Raw genomic sequence first — 20731 nt, 5'->3', positions numbered from 1 at the left:
AAAATACTAATATCTGTAACATCTGTATTTTACAAAATATATCTAACAATTTGGGATATTAATTCAACAGTCTTTAGTTGATTTAGTAACAACTGATTACCATGAACTAGCAAAAAAAGCCAAAGATGCTGGGTCAGCATTAGTATTCATATCTTTTATTATAGAGTTTATAGTGTGGATTATAGTTATTTGTATGAACTTTATTAATTAAATAGAATTATAGATATATAGAAATAATACTTTTAATTTTGTAAATAGTAGTTTAGAATACGCTTTTTTCTTACAAAACCACTATTTCTTATAAAGAAGCTTAGTATCATATATTAATTTTGCTATAAAAACAATAAAAAAATTAATATAAAAAAATTAATGATTTTCTGTTGTTTTTAGTTATTTTTTTGTTATAAACTTTGAGTGTCAAATATGCAAAAACATAGTTAGGAGATTATATAAATGTTGCGCAAACTGGTTAAGAGTCTGATTCCCAGTCAAGATAAGATATTTTTTGAGTTAATGATAGAGGCGACAGAGGCAGTGGAAGACTCAGCTAGAATATTAGATCAAATAGTTAGGGAAAAGGATTGTCTGACTTTATCAGAGCTCTCTGAGGAGCTAAGGTTAACTAGAACAGTAACTGTAGAAGTTGCCAACAAGATGGATCATGAATTAGCAAGACATTTTGTAACACCTGTTGATAGAGTTGAACTACATAATGTAATAACTCTATTATTAAAACTTAATAAGAAAATCGTTAAGATACATAGATATATGCAAATTTTAATGGATGAAGAAAGAGGGGATGTGAATTTATATCTAGCAAACTGTGTTGAAACATTACGTAAAATGACCAAAGTACTAGATGATATGATGAAAGCTTTTACAAAAGGTGATAAAAAAGATCTTAAAAACTTATATATAAGACTGACAGCTTTAGATGAAAATGTATTAGAAGATTTGGCACATGCTCTTAAACGTTTTTCTCATTTTGAAGAAGGTGATGTGATCTTTATAATGAAAGTCAAAGATATATATAAAGCTATTGAGAATGCTATCTCAACTTGTACTTCAATAGCAGAGTCAATAATGAGAATTCATGTTAAAGAGGTTTAGTAAGGTATTTGCTTTATGATTTCAACAGTTTTAGTTGCTATTATTATAGTTGCTTTGTTTTTTGAGTTCACTAATGGTTTCCATGATGCAGCAAATGTAGTTGCAACACCAATTGCAACAAAATCTCTAACTCCTGGTCAGGCGATAGGACTTGCAGCATTTTTTAATTTCTTAGGGGCTTTTTTTGGTACTGCTGTGGCAGCAACTATATCAAAAGGGCTTGTAGATACTAGTGTTGTTACAAATATTGTATTAATTTCTGCTCTATTAGGTGCTATTAGTTGGAATTTTTTTACATGGAGTTTTGGAATTCCCTCTAGTTCATCTCATGCTTTGATAGGATCATTAGTTGGAGCTGTAATTATTGGATCTAGTTATAAAGAAGTTAACTATATGACTGTAGTTAATAAAGTTTTAGTTCCTATGATTAGCTCACCAATTATGGCATTTTTCTTAGCATTAATTATATGTATAGTTTTGCTAAATATTTTTATTAGACTAAGAAAGGGCGTTAAAAAGACAAATAAATATATAAGAGAGATGCAAGTTGTATCAACTAGTTTGTTATCTTTTTCTCATGGCTCAAATGATGCTCAAAAGACCATGTCAATAATCACACTAGCACTATTTAGTGCAGGATTAGTACATACTACCGAAGTACCTACTTGGGTAATAGTACTATGTGGTATCGCTATGGGCTTAGGGACTCTCTCAGGAGGGAAGAAAATAATCAAAACATTAAGTTCTAAATTGTCTAAGCTTGAGCCGGTAAATGCAGTTTCAGCAGAGTTAAGCTCGGGTGCTTTAGTTCTAGCAGCTTCTCATATAGGTTTACCTGTTAGTACAACACAAGTTGCATCCGGCTCAATAATGGGAGCAGGTTATGCAGACTCTGGGGTTAATTGGAAAGTTGTTAAAAAAATGGCAATAGCTTGGATTTTAACTATTCCAGCATGTATTGCGGTTACTAGTATTATTTATATAATATTATTTAATATATTTGGTGCTTTTTAAATCTTATAAAAATAAGTTTTTCCTTTGTATTAAAAATCTCTATAATTTTAGATTATTTAATAATTACTAATCTAGTATATGCAAGCAAAAATTAATAGGTTAATGATTTATATTCATTGGTTTACGGTTATTTTAATATTTTTAGCTTTTATTTCTATTGAATTTAGGAGTGTATTTGGTAAACATACGCTATTTCATGACTTTATGAAAACCTCTCACTTATATATAGGTTTTTTAGTTTTATTTTTAACTATTTTAAGACTTATTGTTAGAAATTTTGTGAGCTTTCCTATTATTGGTCAAAGATTATATTACAACTTGTTTAGGAGTATGATTTCAAAAACTGTTCATGTATTTTTATATCTATGGCTTATAATGATGCCTATTGTAGGTTGGTGTTTAATTAGTGCAAAAGGAACTTATATGATTCCCTTTGGATTGCCGTCTATTACTGATGTATTACCAAGAGCTAATGTAATTGAAATTAAAGAGTTACATGAATATTTTGCTTATATTGGTTTGGCTATTATATTTATTCATGCAAGTGTGGCTATTATTGAGAGTTTAATGATCAGTAGAGCTAATGTAATTAAAAGATAACTTTGTTAAGCAGTTACGTACTTTTTCTTTATTTTCTCTATACCTGATCTAACTATATTTATAAGTTCTTTTTTATATCTTGAGTGTTTATAGACTAGAACTAAATGAGGCTCTAAAGGAAATTCTATTTCAACCCCTTCTATTTTGGCTATATTCTCGTAGTCTTTTAATACTGCATTATGATAAAACTTAGGCATAAAACCAATAACATTTTCACTTTTAAGAATATTTGCTTTTTGTATTTCATTATCAACAGTATATCTGACGTTATCAAGGTTAAACTTATAATTTTCTGATTTATATTTGAAATCAGTAATTCCTAAAGAAAAGTCATATCTGTTAAAAACAATCGGAGCCTCAATAATTTTTTCAGGGTTATTATGCATTTCTTTGATAAAATCTTTATTACCATATATATATGCAGGTAGTTTAATAGCTTCTACAGATGAACAAACTATCCAATCATCTAGATCTAGAAACTCAATATGTTTGGTAAAAATTTGGATAACACTATATGAATCAAACTGATACTGACTTCCGTTCAAATTATCAACCTGATAGCTATCTAAAGCAAAATTGAAAGATTCATCGTTAATTTCTTGTATTCGAGGCAATACTAAATCAATAACAATTTTTAGAAATAGTGGCGAACCCAATATTTTTATCGATTTACGTTCTCTAAAACCACTTTGTTTTACATTTTGAATAATATCTTCTAGATCTTTAAAAGTTTTATTACAAGAATGATAGTATTTCATCCCATTAGCTGTTGGAGATATACGATTTTGGATATTAGTAATAAGCTTTATATCTAGGAATCTTTCTAAGCCGTCAATTTTATTTTTTATAGTGTTAAGCTCAACATTATAATATTTTTTAACTGAGCTATATGAGCCTAGTTCAACTAATTTTAGAAAATAACGAGTTGCTTCGATAGTATCTTTGTTGATAATGCTCATATTTACTATTAATTGATTTTTATTTTGATATTTTTAATAATAGCATACTATATTGTGGTTTTCTAAAGAGGTTAGAAAAAACTAACAAGATTTTTAATGTTTTGTCTTTCAGTTCTATAATTGTTTACAGAGGCTGAGATATTTTCATAACCAATCGCGATTCCACATATTAAGGTATATTCTTTAAAATCTACTAGTTCTTTTTTAATAATATCTGGATAGTGCCCTAAAGATGCCTGTGGGCATGTTGCTAATCCTAAATCATTAGCTGCGAGTAAAATAGATTGTATTAACATACCACAATCCATATAGCTACTAATACTGTCAGTGGGATATTTAAATATAAAAATAGCGGATGGTGAGTCAAATGAAATATAGTTTTTTTTCCACTGCTCAATACGTTTCTCCTTATCTTCTCTAGATATATTTAATGCTGTATACAAGTCATGGCCACATTTGATAGCTCTTTCTTTTAGCTCACCTTGTAATGGCATATCACCATCATAGTTATATTCCATTCTTGGTTTTTCACCATTTTCGCATGCTTGTAAAATCTTACTCATTAAGTCTATTTTCTTTTGGCCACTAACTACTACTATTTTCCATGGTTGGGTGTTTTTGCTTGAAGGAGTCCATTTTGCAGCTTCAAAAAGTTTTTCAAATAACTCTTGAGGGATTGGAGTATCTAAAAATTCTCTAACACATTTACGACTTTTTAATACTTCTAAGGTTTGCATAATTTATCTAATCGAGAGTTTTTCAATAGTATTTAATTTTAACTAGAAGATGCCTGAAAATATATAGTTCTCATAAATAGATGAGATAGAATAGTTAAATTTATTTAATAATATTGATGATTAGGCTCATCAATATTGACAGATTAATTATTTTTTGTATAATCTAATCCTTCCTCTTTTAGAAAATTGAATGAGGAATTGATTAAAAAATTAAAGGGAGGGTAAGTATGCGATTAACACAGCAGTTATTTACAAAAAGAATTTCTTTAGTTCAAGCTTTTTCTAAGAAAACTCAAGGTCTAAAGTGCTTAGTAAAGACTCAGGCTAATGAAAAAAAATAAAAAAATGATTTTTATTATAAAGGCTATATAATAATTCTTAAACGCTAATAAAAAGGAGCTACATAAGTGTTTACGAAAAAAATGGCTTTTACTTATTTTATTACGGTTATACTAATTTTTAACTCTGGTTGGATCGATAGTGTAGTTTTATATAACTCCTTTGGTGCCAGTGTCGCTGTAATGTCAGGTAACTTAAGGATTCTAGGACATAGTATTGCTGGATCTGATTGGGTATTCGTACATAAAGTTGCGATTCTTGTTTTTGGTTTTGTTATTGGTTCTGCTGTAAATGGCGTAATAATGAAAACAGATGCATATGTTATATCAGAAGATCATACAAAAACTTTAGTTTTACAAAGTGCTGTAATGCTTACAGGAACATTATTAATAGATATTTTTAGTAATCATCGTATTATTGATGATTTATTTTTAGCTGTTGCTATGGGTATGCAAAACAGTTTTACAACTTTATTCTTTGGTGGTTTTGCGCGGACTACTCATATGACAGGTACAACTACAGATTTAGGTATTGAAATAGGTAGAGTTCTACGCGGCGATAGATCAAATATTTGGAAAATTCCCTTCTTTGCTACTTGTATGATAATGTTTGTCATTGGTAATGCGATGGGCTTTGCTTGGGTGAGGATAGCTGGTGAGTACTTTACTTTGATGTTATTTCCTTCTGTTGTCCTGCCAATATTTGTCGGTATTGTGATTTTAATAACTTATAATATGAAAATTAAGAATCATACTCTCTAGTTTAGTCTAGTGTCGGTAGTAAATCAAAAGAGCCAAGAATCTGTAAAGAAATTATAATAATTGCTATAGCTACTACAACTATAGTTATGATAGATGTACTTACAAAGTTTTTTCTTTTACGATAATTAATTACCCAAAGCATCATCACTGGTAGAGCAACTTGCAATACTGCCACAAATATACTTGCATATCCTAATGCTGACTTGAAACCATCTGGGTATACGATTGCGTAAAAATATGCAGGTAAAAATGTAATTATAAAGGCAAGAATTTTATGTTTATGTAAATTTTTTGAGATCTTATATGTGCTACGGTTAAAATCAAATAATCCGAGTGAGACACCTAGAAATGAAGTTGCTAAGGCAAAGAAACCAAATAAAAAAGATATTGTAGAAATATAACCTGAAGTTCCTTCAAAATGAGTAACTATTACTGATGTTATTTCCCCTGATTCTTTACCTAAGATTCCTGTTGGAGTAGCTATAGGTAGAGATCCAAGAGTTGCAAAAATCCAAAGTAAGTATACAACTAAAGGAACTGAGCTACCTAATATGATTGCTTGGCGTAGAGAATTTCTATTTGAGCCAACATATGTTCTAAGTGTTGGGACAATATGGTGAAAACCGAAAGATGTTAAAAGAATAGGAAATGCTGCCCAGATAAAATTAGGATTTTTAATTTGATATGTTAAATGATCAGTAGAGACATGAGGAACTAATACAGCAATTAGTAAGAAAAATGCTAAAAGTTTACCTGTTAGCATTAGTTTATTGACATGATCAACCACTCTGGTGCTAATATAGATAAATACGCCAAGTATGAGTATGAAAATAATACCTGTAAACTTTTCAGATAAATTAATATCTAAGCTGCTTAACGTTGTAGATAATAATGACCCTCCACCAACTGTGTAGGCTGCAACCAGTGAGTAGAGTAGTAAAACATAGCAAATCCACACAACACCAACACCTATGGGGCCAAGCGTTTTATTTGTCATCTCTATAAAGTTAGAACCATCTTCCATCTTTAAGTTTACCTCTGCTAGCACTAAAGCGGTAAATGTCATTAGCGCCCAGATACAGATAATCAATATAGAGCCAATAAAGAAACCACAACTAGCAACAGTTGCTGGGATAGCTAACATTCCAGCACCAATACAGGTGCCAGATATAATCATTGCAGCACCAAATTTTCTTGATAAAATCATACTATATGCGTCAGTTCTAGGATTTATAGAATTTTAAATCCCAACTTATTTTTTTAAAGCTTATAATATAATTATTATAGCTTATATAAAAATTATATTTCTAGAAAATGGATATGAATAACAAAATTAAACAAGCTTTGATAGAACTTGATATTGAGGCAACTCAAGAGCAGATTGATTTATGGATAGCTTATCTAAAGCTATTAGAAAAATGGAATAAAGTTTATAACATGACAGCAATTAAGAATATTGATGAGATGTTGGTCAAGCACTTATTTGATAGTTTAGCTGTTGCTAAGTATTTAAAAGGAGTATCAACTATAGATGTTGGCACTGGAGGAGGTTTGCCTGGCGTAGTTCTTGCTATCTTATATCCAGATCATCAATTTACACTAGTTGATAGTGTTGGTAAAAAAATTATGTTCCTTAAAAATGTCAAAAAAACCTTAAATTTGAGCAATATAAATCCTGTCAACTCTAGGGTTGAAGATTTAAAAGGGAATTTTGATAATATTATTTCACGAGCATTTAGTTCAGTTGATACCTTTTATGAGTTATGTAAGCAGTTTTTAACTGATGACAATCAAATGTTAGCAATGAAGGGTCCTGACTTAGAGGAGCAAAACCTAGCAAAACTACCTCTTAATACACAAAACTTTAAAATAAAAGTTCCTTTCTTAAATGCAGAACGAAATCTAATAGTTATGAGAGATAAAGATGCTAAATAAAGAGTTTATAAAAAAAGCTTTTGAAACGATTAATCAAAATATAGCTAATCATGCAAATTTACTTGCTGTTAGTAAATATCAATCATTAGAAAAGATAAGTTATCTGGCAAGCTTGGGCCAAGTAGATTTTGGTGAGAATTATTTTCAAGAGCTTGAACAAAAAGCTCAACAGCTTCCTGATTTGAGGTGGCATTTTATAGGTTCCTTACAGTCACGAAAAATAAAACATATTGTCAAATATGTTGACTCTATACAAAGTGTCGAAAAAATAGAGCATCTTGAAAAGATTAATAAGTCAGCCTGCCAACTAAAAAAAACAGTAGACATATTTTTACAGATAAATATTGATGATGATATTAGTAAATCAGGTTTTAAGTCTTCTCAATACAAAGAAGTTATTGAGTGTGTTGAAAGATCAAAAGATTTAGCTGGAGTAAAAATAGTTGGTCTAATGTGTATTCCCGCTAAATCAGTGTCTTCAGAAGGAAGCTTCAAAAAAATGAAGAACTTTTTTGACTTAGTTAATTCTAAGCTTTCGCAAGATTTAGTATTAAATAGGCTATCAATGGGGATGAGTGCTGATTATGAGCTAGCTATACAACATGGAAGTACTGATGTGCGAATTGGGAGTAGTTTATTTGGAGAGAGAAATTAAATTGTAGATAGGATATTTTGTAGAAAATATATTTTATGGTCTAGCAGTTAGAAGCTCGCTATTTATTACTAAATTGACAAATTCTCTTATTTTCGGCTGAACAAATTTATTCTTTGGATAATATATAAATAACTCTTGCTCATTAGAAAATTCATTTGGTAATATCTCGACTAACTTTCCATTTTCTAATTCTTTTCTCACTATATATTCATGAAATTGCGCTATACCCATGCCATCTAAAACACATTCTTTTATAAATTCAGTACTATCAGCAGATAGGATTGGGTTATGAATATTAACTTTAATATTATTTTTAGTGTTTACTACGGGTGTTGATCTAGAGCGGTGAGGTATAACACTATGGTTAGAGAGGTCTTCTAAGTTTTTTGGAGTGCCTCTTTCATTAATATATTTGGGACTTGTACATAATACATATCTTGTTTTTGCAATTCTACGAGCAATAATATCTTCTGGAGGTGGCCAGTTAACTCCTAGCACAATATCCGCTTCTTGAGTTTTAAAATCAGGCAGTTTTTCTTCGACACTCACCTCTATTTGAACTTTGGGAAATTTTTTTGAATATTCTTTTATTAGTTTTAAAAGAATTTTTCGAGCAAAAAATGGTTTAGTACTTATCCGTAGTATGCCAGATGGCTCGCTATGAAATGATTCTGCTAAGTCTCTTACTTTCACTATCTCTTGTTGTAGATTAGCACAATAATCAAATAGTATTTTTCCCTCATGAGTAAGAGATAGAGTTCTTGTTGTTCTATTTATTAAGTCAACTTTTAGCTCTTTCTCCAGCAGTTTTATAGAGTGACTTATCGCAGCTTTTGTAACACCAATGGCTTTTGCAGTATTTGTAAAACTTCCATGTAAAACGAGCTCATGGAAAACCTCGAATAGAGAAATTGGTATTTTTTTATAATCTTTCATTGTTTAGGAAAAATAAACTCAGGTTGGCTATATAATTAATTGTAAAATATAATTTTTAATTTACTATGGTTTTTACAAATAAAAGTTATAAAATAGTGATTTCAAAGAATTGACTCTTGAATAAGTCCAACTGTTTAGAAAAAGTATACTTAAGTTAAATATTTTTGATATTGTGAAATATTGCTTTTTATTTAATATATGTCTAATAAAATAATGAATGAGAAATAAATATTAAAAGTTATAAAATAATAACTTTGTTAAGCTATATTGGTCTTGCTAGTGGTTCAGCAGCTATTCTTAACCCAGCATTGCCATATATCACTAGAGAATATGGTTTATCTAAAGGAGCTGTTGAATGGATTGTGACAGCTTTTTTGATAGGGTATGTTGTAGGATTAATAATATATGGGCCTATAGCAAAGAAGTATGGTGGAGCAAAAACCCTAAGAATAGGAATGATCATAAATATTATAGGAATAATAATGTGTTTATTAGCATCAAAAGATTCTTCTATGTTTATGCTGGCTATAGGGAGGTTTATAACAGCTGTGGGAGCTTCTGCTGGGCTAGCATGTGTTTTTCTTATATTAAATCAATCGCTTGAATCTCATAAAGTGAAATTCGCTTTATCTTTTGCAACAGTCTCTTTTACTTTGGCAATAACAATAGCTACATTAATAGGGGGAGTAATTACTACTTATAGTTATTGGAGTTATTGTTTTTATGTATTATTACTACAAGCCGTGATAATGTTTGGTATGAGCTTCTTATATGAAAATAAAAAAGATGCTGGATATGATCTTAAAGTATCAGCTATTGTTAGCGGATATTTAGAAGCTTTTAAAAGCTATAAACTAATAGTCTTCTCATTAGCAATAGGTTCTATGTCTGTTTTTAGCTATTGCTATTCTGCATCAGGACCTTTTATGGCTCATTCTTTATTTAATTTTAGTAGTGCTGAATATAGTATCTGGACTTCTATGACTATGATAGGAATTCTATCAGGATCAATAGTAATAGCTAAAATAATAAACAAATATGAAAGCGAAAATATACTTATTATTGCTTTGATTTGTCTAATTATTTTAATTATAGTTTTAGCTGTTTTAAAAGCTACTAACAGTCTTACGCCAATAATATTTTTTGTACTAATAACCTTGATGTATTTTGTATGTAATTTTATATTTCCTACGGGGTCACATATCGCATCAAATGCTATTGAATGTAAGGCAAATGGGTCAGCTGCTATGAATTTTATAAATATGTTAACAGCTGTTGTAGGAGTAACTGCGATGGGATATGTACCTTTTGAGTATATTTGGAGTTTCCTATTATTATCAGCTATATTACCAGTTATATGTCTAGTTTTAATTGCAATTAATAAAAGAATATCTCAATCATAATTAATTTATGTCTAGGCTTCATTAAAATTTTTAATATCTATCTATTTTAAGCTTTCTATAGGTATTTCAATTTTATTCCTTATTTTTTATTAGGTTATTAAGATAAGGAAAAAGCATTTTTAAATTTAGATTAATTAGTTTAGTGGTAATGATCATTTCTAATTGTTTAAAAAAACTAAACTAAAGTTAAGTATTTGCATTATTGTAAAATATTTTTTTTAATTTAATATATGTTTCACCAAAGTAAAAAAATAAATAAATAAATAAACAAAAGAGAATAAAAATGAAAAATTATAAAATAATAATTTTATTAAGCTATATCAGTATAGCGAGTGCCTCAGCAGTTATTATAAACCCTGCTTTACCAAATATTGCTAAAGGGTTTGGGATATCTACTGGTGCAGTTGAGTGGTTAGTAAGTATATTTCTTATAGGATATGTTGCAGGTCAAATAATATATGGACCAATTGCAAAAAAATATGGTGATGTTATGACACTACGGATTGGGATGGTTATAAATATCATTGGAATACTAATTTGTTTACTATCTCCATCTATGTCTATGTTACTTATAGGAAGATTTGTAACAGCTATAGGAGCATCAGCGGGATTGGTATGTACATTTATTATATTAAATAACTCTCTTTCTCCACATAAAGCTAAGTTAGCCTTATCTTTTGCAACTATATCTTTTGCAATATCATTAACGCTAGCTACATTAATAGGTGGTTTAATTAGTGCTTATACTCATTGGTACTACTGTTTTTATGTATTATTGTTACAAGCTGTAATAATGTTTGGAGCAAGCTTTTTATATGATAATAAAAAAGACTTTAGTTTTGATTTGAAAGTATCTGCTATTATTGATGGCTATAAAGATGCTTTTAGTAACTTCAAATTAGTAGTATTTGCAATGACATTAGGTGTTATGACAGTTTTTAGTTATTGTTACTCTGTAGCAGGTCCTTTTATTGCTCATAATATGTTCAATTTTAATAGTGCTGAATATAGTTTGTGGACTTCTATGACAATTATAGGAATTATATCAGGATCGATGTTGATTGCTAAAGTAATAAACAAGCATGATAGTCATAGAATACTTATAGTTGCTTTAGTTTGCTTTTTTGCATTGCTTATAATTACAGCAGGGTTAAAAATGGCTAATGAGATTACACCACTGGTATTCTTTGTACTAATAACGTTGATGTATTTTGTATGTAATTTTATATACCCTACAGCTTCTCATTTGGCATCTAATGCGATTGAATGTAAATCAAATGGGTCAGCAGCAATGAATTTCATAAATATGTTAACAGGTGTTGTAGCTGTCTCTATAATGGGCTACCTACCTTTTGAATATATTTGGGACTTCTTACTAATGTGTGCAATACTTCCAATTATTTGTTTTGCACTAATTATTTATAATAAATTTTAAAAAATTAATAGTTTTTCTAGATATTTATTAAGTTAATTCTAAGAACTTAAAATTGATATTTCTACCTATTCAAAGCTAGTGGCAGTAAAGCATTGAACTATTTTATCTCTTTGTAAGATAACGATGCTTTTAGCTGGAATACTTATTTTACTATAATTTTTTGTAGTATCAGCAAAGTTAGCAATTACTATAAATCCATCTGAAAACTCGGTAGATTGAAGTAGTTTATCATTACTTAGATATTTAAAGTTAGTCATTTTCTGCTGTACTAAAACCTTATGCCATTTTGACCAAACTGGTAAATACTTGCTTAAAAGATCTTTTTGTTGCTTCCACGCTTTTCTATCTAAATGTAGTAATGGAGGGTAATTATATAAGAATGTTTTTAATATATTGTTTTTTATCTGAGAAGGAAATTTAAAAGTCCCATACTCCCAGTGATCAGAAGTTATAATACTATTGTTGTAAACCATTTGATAAAGTGGAGCCTCAAAAGTAGGGTTATAATATATATAGGTAAGAGATGGCTTTAATGGGGTAGGCTTGCCGTATCTAGGCGGGATACCAGATGGAGACCAATAGCTTCCCATATAATATTTGGACTTTTTATTTTGACGCATATCTTTATCCCAAATACCTTGAGAAACTAGGCCTTGTCCATAAACTGCTACAGGGGCAATATAGTCTTTACCATCTTCTGTACCAACTACTAAACTATAATGTTTAGCAGCCCATCTGAAATAATCTATTTTATTTTGGGCATCTTGAGCTTTAGTTTGAGGATGTTTTGTAGAAAAATCATTATATAAAGCACCTGCACCGTCACTATCAAAGAACCATGAGTTAAAATTTGCATTATATATGTTTATAGCTTTATTTAAACGTAGCTTAACCTGAGGCATTGCATATGATGAGTTTAACTCGCGCTGCCCATCTAGGAAACCTTGGAGATATTTACCGTTTTGCTTAATTATGGCTGCGTTATCAAAGAAGTTTTCTTTTGTACCAAAATAAGCTGTTGGCATGCTATCAGGATCTTTTCCTATCAAAGAGTTATATGAGTCGTAAGGGGCAATAAGATACCCATCTTTTTCAGCTTGATTAATAACATTGGTATGGTATATACCATCAGAAACATCATTTAGGCCTAGCCATGCATTTTTTAAGCCAATACTTTGTAATTGTTCGATCATCCATATTGAAACACCGTTACCCCATTGAGGAACTGGAGTTATATATTTAGAATAAACTGATTGAATTAAGTTTTTATTCAGCTCAACTGTATTTGCAGGAGTTCTAGGCTCTGATAGCAATTTAGTTGCTTCAGGATTAAGTTTAATAGAGCCAAACTCTTGTTTGTTCCATAGGCTAGGATCATTTACTAATACTTTAAATGCATTGTCAACATCAGCTTTTAAAGATGTATAGATCCATTGCTGTTTTACAAACTCTTCAAGAGAAGTATTAGAATGTTCTTTTAATATTTTATTGAAATATTTTGTTGGATTATCAGTCTTGCTTGCTAGCTGTTGCTTAATAAATTGTTGTAATCCCTTCCAGTTGATATTTGATTCACCAACTAGTTCATCTCCCCATAGATAAATAAATGGAGCACCATAAAGTTTTGTAACTCCAGGTACTATCTTAGCTTTATCTGCTAACGTTACAAATTTACCTTGGTCTATTTTATGTTGACGATAAGTATCGGCAATTACTGCTGGGTCATTTTTTAATATTTTAATTGTGAACCCAAAAGGCTTATTTTCATTTAAAATGTTAAAAGTATGCCTAAAATGTAAAGTTAAGCTTTCTTTACCTGTGAACCAAAAATCGTTATCAAAGATATTGCTAACTTGATAATAGGTTGCAGATTTATCAAATCCTGCTGTTAAAAATTGCATTGATAGGCTAGAAAGGGCATTTAGAGGACTCTTCTCACTAGAGGTTGATGTTAAGTATTCTATCCATTTTTTATTGTCTGCAGGTATATTCCAACCCTCTAGCATTGGTAGTAAAAAAGACTTTTCTCCACTAATAATAGGGAAGGTAATAGTTTTATTTTGCGTTCTAGTTAGTTTTTGATTATTTTTAAAGCTAACATTTAAACCATTATTATCTAGTTTAAAATCAATATTAATATTATCACGCGTAAAATCTAATTCGCTTTTATTTTGATTTGTAATTTTAAAATCCTGTTTTGCTTGTGCAGCTGATATAGGAGTCTCATTAGAGTTCTGTTTAAGGTCAACTTTTAATGTTGCGGGGTCAATAATAAAGCAGCTATCTTGTTGGCAGAGGTTAATGGGGTTGGCAAAAGCAGTGCCTGATAAAAATAGAGTTAATATAACTATATTTTTTAGTTTCATAGATATTGTTGAGATTGGAGTAGTTTTATTTAATGGTATATGTAAAAAATATAAGATAAATATTTTTACAGCAGTTTTAAATTAACTCAACAGGCTTAACCTTTAATGATTCTAAATCAATAACGGCACCAACGCTATCATCTGCTCCAGCCTCCATGATTCTTAGCTTTTTAGATGTCGCACCATCTGTATTATCTAGATCAATACTTATACTTTGCCAACTTTGAGAAAAGTCTGTTTGTTCATATACTAATTCGTCACCTAGATAAACTTGAAAACCGCTAGAGCTATCACCTGTTCTGGAGTAATAATCAAAGCTTAGATTCATTTTTGAAAACCCTTCAGTATTGAGATTATGGTTGATTTCCATTAACTCATTACTATTTCCATCTAGCTCAGCAACGGCAGCTCTACCAACACTAAAGTCAAATCCATTCCAAACTTCTAGATTGCCCCCTTCTATATTCCACTCCCCTAAGAAAGGGTCATCTGCATTAACCCACGTGAGGCTACCTAAGGGTGCTGGGTTATTATTTACCTGAAAGGCATTGCTATTGTTAATTAGACTATTTTGCTCTAAAGCATTAAAGAAGGAGGAACTATAGTAATTACAGTTGCTTGGTGCTTTAGCTGTTGAAATACCATCACCAGATAATATACATTTCCAAGTTATTAGGCTTTCTGATGAAATAGGCTTTAGTAAAACATAAGCAACACCATTTATAGTATTTGTGCCGGATGATCCAATATCTTTTGTAATAGTTGTATTATCAAGAGTTATATTTGGGTCATTGATATCTATTAAAGAAAGATCTTGCTTATTTATAATAGCTTCAGCAACTTGCTGTTTTATATACCCTAGAGAGCTTAATTCGCTAGCAATATTAGCTTTAATCGTATAGTTGGAATATACAGGTATAGAGATTGATGCGATTAATGCTATGATGGCGATCACAAACAAAATCTCTAATAGCGAAATACCAAATTGAGATTTTAAATGTGATACCATATCTATGAATTTGCCAATAGAACTAAATTCTTTGTATATATTGTAGTATAAAAAAATAGATTTTTTAACATAATCTTAGATTCGTTGGAAATACCACTTATTACACTGGCTATCAAAAATTTAATATAGTAAAATTTTTCTAATGCTTAAATATAGAGAAAAAAAATGACTTCTTTAGATAAGATTAATAGTTATTTTGAGAATAGTATACAGGCAAAAATAGAAACAGCAAATGTTCTACCTCCTGCTATAGCACAAGCTGCAAAGGCAATGGTCTCTTGCTTAGAGAATGGTGGTAAGATTTTAGCATGTGGTAATGGGGGCTCTGCAGCTATAGCACAGCATTTTTCATCGAAATTGTTAAACCAATTTGAAATGGAAAGACCACCATTACCAGCGATTTCTTTAACGGGAGATATGGCAACTATTACAGCTGTTGGTAATCATTATGGTTTCACAGAAGTGTTTGCTAAACAAGTTGCAGCACTTGGTAATGAAGATGATATATTATTAGTTGTATCTGCTACAGGTGATTCAGAGAATATACTTAAAGCTGTTGAAGAAGCTCATGATCTAGAGATGAAAGTTATAGCTTTAACGGGTGCAAATGGAGGGAGGTTACAGAATATGTATAATCCTGAAGATATTGAATTAAGAATCCCATCGAGTAACGTTGCTAATATACAAGAGAATCACTTTCTTATAATTCATTGTTTATGTGATATTATTGATCAAAAATTATTTGCAGGCCTAGAAGATTAATAAGATGAATTCAAAGAAAATATATAAAGTTATTACTTTGTTAGGAATTAGCTTCTTTTTGGCTGGATGTGTAGAGCCATATACGGCTCCAGTGCCGCAAGGTAAGGAAATATCAAATAAAGAGCTTCTTGAGATTAAGCCGAATATGACAAAGGGTGAAGTTATATATATCCTTGGCTCACCAGATATTATAGATACTTTTAATCCTAATCAGTTTATCTATATAAATACTTACAAAAAAGATATGCAGTCTAGCATGTTCAGTGAGTCAAAATTAATATTAACTTTTAATAATCAAGATAAGCTAATTGGAATTTCAGGAAACTATGCTCCACCAACAAAAGAGCCAGTATTCTAAAGTCATAGAATTTTTATAGAAGTTTTTAATAAAAAAAGATTATACTAAAAAGAAAAAGTTAATTAAGCAGCAGCAGAAAGAGCTTTGATTTTAGCACTTAAACGAGATTTATGTCTAGCCGCTTTATTTTTGTGGATAAGACCTTTAGTTGCATACTTATCTAATAAGGAAACAACTTTAGTGAAACTTTCTTTTGCAGCTTCAACGTCACCTTTTTCGATAGCATAAGCAGTTTTCTTTAAGAAAGTTCTCATTACAGAACGACGAGCAACATTATGTTGACGATTTCTTTCAGCTTGAACGATTCTTTTTTTTGCTTGTTTTGAGTTAGCCAATTTTATTCTCCAGTTTTAATTTTTAACTTTTTTATAATTCTAGTTTCTCCGGGGGATAAATTGAGAAACACAAATATATAAATATAATAGCTAAAGTATTTTGCATACATTGTGCTTTTTTGTCAACAAAAATTAAAAGATATTAATAATATTAGGTGTTTAAGTTATACTGGTACTAATTTCTGAAGAGTTTTTATAATATAAGATATTATGATTTGAATTTTTAAATGTAAATGTTGTAGGGAGTCATAATAAATTGAAATCTGAGAAAATGTTTACTATGAAGTTTTTTGCTATTTGTCTAATGATAATACTATCTGAGTTAGCTATAGATATGTATTTACCTACGTTTTCGAACATGAAAGAGTTTTTTGCTACAAGCTATAGTCTTGTGCAAATATCTTTATCTGTATACTTACTGGGTCTTGGATTATCACCAATAATTTTGGGACCTCTCTCTGATAGCATTGGTCGAAAAAAGCTAATCATCTTTTTGATTTTAATTTTTACATTATTTTCATTTTTATCTATATTTGTGATAAATGTATATTTGTTTATTATATTGAGATTTTTTTCTGGTATTTCAGCTGTTTTTGCAACAGTTCTTGCTACTGCGGTACTTCGAGATAGCTATCATGGACATAACTTAGGAAAGGCTATATCAATAACCTCAATGCTTTGGGCAATCATTCCATCTATAGCCCCTGTTATTGGAGGATATGTTTTAGAGTTGGGACATCTCTGGCAAAATATATTTTTGTTAATATCTATAATTGGTGTAGTTACTCTTGTTTTAGTTATATTTTTTTTACCAGAAACATTGCCAATATCTCAGCAAAATGCATTTGATTTATATGATAAGTTTAAGCAATATATAGACCTATTTACGAATAAAAAGTTTATGAGTCGAGCTCTTTCTAGTGCGTTGACTTATAGTATATTTACAGCATATATCACAGCAGCACCAATATTATTGAGAATTAATTTTAATACCTCTGCAATTGATATTGGTTGGCTACAACTAGTTTACGCTGCTATGTATATTGTAGGAACTTTTATTAATAGTGTTCTTATATCAAGAATTGGGTTTTCTAAATCTATAGTGATAGGTAAGATAACCTTATTACTAGGGGCTTTTTTCCTATTGACTCTTTTTGTGAGTCAAAATATATTTTCATTATTGATTCCGATGATGATTATTCAGTTTTCTATAGGGCTTATCTTTCCAAATTATTGTGCATTAGCTTTGATGTCTTATGAAAGAAATTCAGGACAAGGAGGAGCTTTATTAGTATCAATACAATTATTCGTTTGCTTCTTAGCAAGCTCTTTGGTGTCTTTAATTCCTCTAGGGAATCTTTCGGTATATGCGTTATTTATAATGATTTTGGTAATAGCTATTATGTTATTAAGCCATAAAGAGTATTAGCTTTTTAACCGTTCGTTTATGAAAAAATAAAGGTTTATATAATAGTAGAATTAGGACTTACTTAGTTTTGATTTTTAGTATTTCTTAAATATATTCCAGTTCATTTTAAACCTGATTTGTAGCATAATAGGTATCTAGATTTATAAATAAACAACCTTTTGGTTAAAAATACAGATTTTAATTTATGAAAAATATAAGAAACTTCTCAATAATAGCACATATTGATCATGGCAAGTCGACCCTATCAGATAGATTTATACAGGTGTGTAATGGTTTAAGTGAACGAGAAATGAAAGAGCAAGTATTAGACTCTATGGATATAGAAAGAGAGCGTGGCATCACGATCAAAGCACAGTCCGTGACGTTAGATTATACTGCTAGAGATGGACAGATATATCAGCTTAACTTTATTGATACTCCAGGACATGTAGACTTCTCATATGAAGTTTCACGCTCACTAGCTGCTTGTGAAGGAGCCTTGCTTGTAGTTGATGCTGCTCAAGGAGTTGAGGCTCAAACAGTTGCAAATTGTTACACTGCGATTGAACAAGATCTAGAAGTAATACCTATATTGAATAAAATAGATTTACCATCCGCAGAGCCAGAGAGAGTTGCTGAAGAAATTGAAGAAATTATTGGTATTGATGCAACAGGGGCGACTACTTGTAGCGCTAAAACAGGTGTCGGTGTTGAGGATGTGTTAGAAACAATTGTTGCTAAAGTTCCTGCGCCACAAGGTGATGTTAATGCTAAGTTGCAAGCTTTGATTATTGACTCATGGTTTGATAATTATCTTGGAGTTGTATCATTAGTTAGAATAAAAAACGGTACCTTAAAAAAAGGAGAAAAGTTTAAGGTAATGTCAACAGGAGTATCTTACCAAGCTGATAGAGTTGGCGTATTTACTCCTAAAATGAAAGATCTTGATCATTTAAAAGCAGGAGAGGTTGGCTTTATTGTTGCAGGAATTAAGGATATTCATGGTGCACCAGTTGGTGATACCCTTACTCATACTCATAATCCTACAGATAAGCCAGTACCTGGATTTAAGAAAGTGCAGCCACAAGTTTATGCTGGGATGTTTACGATTAGTTCAGATGATTATCCTGATTTTAGAGAAGCCTTAGATAAACTCAGTCTAAATGATGCTTCATTATTTTTTGAGCCTGAAGTTTCTCAAGCTTTAGGTTTTGGCTTTAGATGTGGTTTTCTTGGAATGTTGCATATGGAGATTGTCCAAGAGAGACTAGAAAGAGAATATAATCTTGATCTTATAACTTCGGCACCAACTGTTGTTTATAAAGCAGTCAAAAAAGATGGTGAAGTAGTTGATGTTGATAATCCTGCGAAGCTACCAGAACCTGGTGCAATTGCAGAAATACACGAGCCAATAGTAAGAGCAAATATTCTTGTACCTAAAGATTACGTTGGTAGTGTAATTACAATATGTGTTGAGAAAAGAGGTGTACAGGTTGATTTAAACTATGTTGGTAGTCAAGTTTCAATAACTTATGATTTGCCAATGATTGAAGTTGTATCTGACTTTTTTGATACTTTGAAGTCTGTAACAAAAGGTTATGGATCATTAGATTATGAGTTGATTAGATATGAACCAGCTAATATGGTTAGGTTAGATGTTCTTATCAATGGTGATAAAGTTGATGCATTGGCAAGTATCGTGCATAAAGACCAGGCAAAATATAAAGGTAGAGATCTAGTTGAAAGGTTAAAAGAGCTTATTCCTAGACAGATGTTTGAAGTTGCAATACAAGCTGCCATTGGAGGCACTATTGTTGCTAGAAGCACAGTTAAAGCTTTACGTAAGAATGTCTTGGCAAAGTGTTATGGTGGAGATGTTTCGCGTAAGAAAAAGCTTCTAGAGAAGCAGAAAGAAGGTAAAAAGAGAATGAAAAATATAGGCTCTGTTGAAATTCCTCAAGAAGCATTTTTATCTGTATTGAAAAAATAATCTTATTAAAGTTATTTGTTTTATAAAGGGCTCAAAGAAATAATTTTCACTAAATTACGATTGAATCCTTTATTCTCAATAATATATTTTATATTTTCTATAGGTTTTTTATCGATAAGAACATTTGCTTGACATGTTCTGGTATTGTTAAAAAAATCAACTTGCTTAAAGTTGGATAGGGTAATAGTATTTTGAAAAAATGAATTATTATTTTCTCTAATTAAAATCTCGCTTAATGTTTCTTTGACGTTATCACACTTAGTAGTTGTATAGCCTGCTTTGTATATTATAGGTATTACTATTGCTACTAATATTATTGCTATTGAGCTAATAATTTCCCAAAGCTTAAGTTTCGTTAGTTTGAATTTCTTTAGAAGATATTGTTGTATGGCATATAAGCCTAGTGCGATAGCTGCTAAAAAGTGCCCAATAACAATAGAAAAGAGTATAAAAACTATTATGTATTTCAACGTTATAAACTTATTTCTCTTAATATTTAACATTAAGATATCTTTATTAATTAAGATAGTTATTTTGATATTATCAAGACTGTTGAATAAATCTTTCAATTTCTATGAATAGGAATATTTTTGCTATTTTTAGTAAAAACTTAGCCTTA

Annotated in this window: 21 protein-coding genes; 13 read left to right on the top strand and 8 right to left on the bottom strand. The window is 30.4% G+C overall.

Features of this window, described 5'->3' with window-relative positions; all coding sequences use genetic code 11:
• Positions 1–55: 55 nt before the first annotated feature.
• The 4 genes from R8535_RS08605 (at position 56) to R8535_RS08590 (ending at position 2724) form a co-directional block, all read left to right on the top strand.
• Entirely contained in the window at positions 56–211 is a 156-nt protein-coding gene (locus R8535_RS08605; RefSeq protein WP_329499504.1) for a diacylglycerol kinase, read from the top strand.
• Between the two features lie 242 nt (positions 212–453).
• Complete coding sequence (locus tag R8535_RS08600; RefSeq protein ID WP_329498343.1) at positions 454–1110, top strand: PhoU family transcriptional regulator; 657 nt, start codon at positions 454–456, stop codon at positions 1108–1110.
• A gap of 15 nt (positions 1111–1125) precedes the next feature.
• A complete protein-coding gene (locus R8535_RS08595) occupies positions 1126–2124 on the top strand; it encodes an inorganic phosphate transporter (protein WP_329498346.1) in 999 nt (332 codons plus the stop codon).
• Between the two features lie 78 nt (positions 2125–2202).
• A complete protein-coding gene (locus tag R8535_RS08590; RefSeq protein WP_329498348.1) occupies positions 2203–2724 on the top strand; it encodes a cytochrome b in 522 nt (173 codons plus the stop codon).
• Between the two features lie 5 nt (positions 2725–2729).
• Here R8535_RS08590 and R8535_RS08585 read toward each other — a convergent pair whose 3' ends face one another.
• Positions 2730–3683: a LysR family transcriptional regulator gene (locus tag R8535_RS08585; RefSeq protein WP_329498350.1), complete on the bottom strand. Its 954-nt coding sequence runs from the start codon at positions 3681–3683 to the stop codon at positions 2730–2732.
• A 71-nt stretch (positions 3684–3754) separates the two neighbouring features.
• Positions 3755–4420, bottom strand: coding sequence for a nitroreductase (locus tag R8535_RS08580; RefSeq protein WP_329498351.1), 666 nt, complete (start codon positions 4418–4420; stop codon positions 3755–3757).
• A 407-nt stretch (positions 4421–4827) separates the two neighbouring features.
• Between R8535_RS08580 and R8535_RS08575 the strand changes: the two genes are divergently transcribed.
• Positions 4828–5520 (top strand): YoaK family protein, encoded by a 693-nt coding sequence (locus R8535_RS08575; protein ID WP_329498353.1) that lies wholly within the window; start codon positions 4828–4830, stop codon positions 5518–5520.
• A 1-nt stretch (position 5521) separates the two neighbouring features.
• Here R8535_RS08575 and R8535_RS08570 read toward each other — a convergent pair whose 3' ends face one another.
• The gene (locus R8535_RS08570) at positions 5522–6727 is read right to left on the bottom strand and encodes an amino acid permease (RefSeq protein ID WP_329498355.1); all 1206 of its coding nucleotides are present in this window, start codon (positions 6725–6727) and stop codon (positions 5522–5524) included.
• Positions 6728–6840: 113 nt separating this feature from the next.
• Here R8535_RS08570 and rsmG point away from each other — a divergent pair, with 113 nt between their 5' ends.
• Positions 6841–7455 carry a 16S rRNA (guanine(527)-N(7))-methyltransferase RsmG gene (gene rsmG / locus R8535_RS08565; protein WP_442902174.1) on the top strand — a complete coding sequence of 205 codons (615 nt, stop codon included), beginning with the start codon at positions 6841–6843 and terminating at the stop codon, positions 7453–7455.
• Positions 7445–8110, top strand: coding sequence for a YggS family pyridoxal phosphate-dependent enzyme (locus R8535_RS08560; protein WP_329498358.1), 666 nt, complete (start codon positions 7445–7447; stop codon positions 8108–8110). Before rsmG ends, R8535_RS08560 begins: the two co-directional genes overlap by 11 nt.
• A 33-nt stretch (positions 8111–8143) precedes the next feature.
• On the opposite strand, the gene R8535_RS08555 is transcribed toward R8535_RS08560, so the two are convergent.
• Complete coding sequence (locus tag R8535_RS08555) at positions 8144–9046, bottom strand: LysR family transcriptional regulator (RefSeq protein ID WP_329498360.1); 903 nt, start codon at positions 9044–9046, stop codon at positions 8144–8146.
• A 230-nt stretch (positions 9047–9276) separates the two neighbouring features.
• Between R8535_RS08555 and R8535_RS08550 the strand changes: the two genes are divergently transcribed.
• Both R8535_RS08550 and R8535_RS08545 read left to right on the top strand, forming a co-directional pair.
• On the top strand, positions 9277–10449 hold the full coding sequence (locus tag R8535_RS08550; protein WP_329498381.1) for an MFS transporter: 1173 nt from the start codon (positions 9277–9279) through the stop codon (positions 10447–10449).
• Between the two features lie 283 nt (positions 10450–10732).
• Positions 10733–11884, top strand: coding sequence for a multidrug effflux MFS transporter (locus R8535_RS08545; RefSeq protein ID WP_329498362.1), 1152 nt, complete (start codon positions 10733–10735; stop codon positions 11882–11884).
• A gap of 65 nt (positions 11885–11949) precedes the next feature.
• On the opposite strand, the gene R8535_RS08540 is transcribed toward R8535_RS08545, so the two are convergent.
• Positions 11950–14250 carry a glycoside hydrolase gene (locus R8535_RS08540; protein WP_329498364.1) on the bottom strand — a complete coding sequence of 767 codons (2301 nt, stop codon included), beginning with the start codon at positions 14248–14250 and terminating at the stop codon, positions 11950–11952.
• Between the two features lie 76 nt (positions 14251–14326).
• Positions 14327–15259, bottom strand: a complete 933-nt coding sequence (locus R8535_RS08535) for a type IV pili fiber building block protein (RefSeq protein WP_329498367.1) — start codon at positions 15257–15259, stop codon at positions 14327–14329.
• Between the two features lie 165 nt (positions 15260–15424).
• Between R8535_RS08535 and R8535_RS08530 the strand changes: the two genes are divergently transcribed.
• Positions 15425–16021, top strand: a complete 597-nt coding sequence (locus R8535_RS08530) for an SIS domain-containing protein (RefSeq protein WP_329498369.1) — start codon at positions 15425–15427, stop codon at positions 16019–16021.
• A gap of 4 nt (positions 16022–16025) precedes the next feature.
• A complete protein-coding gene (locus tag R8535_RS08525) occupies positions 16026–16379 on the top strand; it encodes an outer membrane protein assembly factor BamE (RefSeq protein ID WP_329498371.1) in 354 nt (117 codons plus the stop codon).
• A 62-nt stretch (positions 16380–16441) separates the two neighbouring features.
• Here the strand turns inward: R8535_RS08525 and rpsT are convergent, their stop codons facing one another.
• Positions 16442–16714 (bottom strand): 30S ribosomal protein S20, encoded by a 273-nt coding sequence (gene rpsT / locus R8535_RS08520; RefSeq protein WP_329498372.1) that lies wholly within the window; start codon positions 16712–16714, stop codon positions 16442–16444.
• Positions 16715–16970: 256 nt separating this feature from the next.
• Between rpsT and R8535_RS08515 the strand changes: the two genes are divergently transcribed.
• Positions 16971–18143, top strand: a complete 1173-nt coding sequence (locus R8535_RS08515) for a multidrug effflux MFS transporter (RefSeq protein ID WP_329498374.1) — start codon at positions 16971–16973, stop codon at positions 18141–18143.
• Between the two features lie 184 nt (positions 18144–18327).
• The gene (gene lepA, locus R8535_RS08510) at positions 18328–20112 is read left to right on the top strand and encodes a translation elongation factor 4 (protein ID WP_329498377.1); all 1785 of its coding nucleotides are present in this window, start codon (positions 18328–18330) and stop codon (positions 20110–20112) included.
• 20 nt (positions 20113–20132) lie between these two features.
• On the opposite strand, the gene R8535_RS08505 is transcribed toward lepA, so the two are convergent.
• A complete protein-coding gene (locus R8535_RS08505) occupies positions 20133–20615 on the bottom strand; it encodes an ABC-2 transporter permease (RefSeq protein WP_329498378.1) in 483 nt (160 codons plus the stop codon).
• Between the last annotated feature and the right edge of the window lie 116 nt (positions 20616–20731).

It is taken from the genome of Francisella sp. 19S2-4, assembly GCF_036281795.1.
In the GTDB taxonomy this organism is placed as follows: Bacteria; Pseudomonadota; Gammaproteobacteria; order Francisellales; family Francisellaceae; genus Francisella.
The sequence above is the reverse complement of the archived record's forward strand: the minus strand, read 5'-3'. Positions and strand labels throughout refer to the sequence as shown.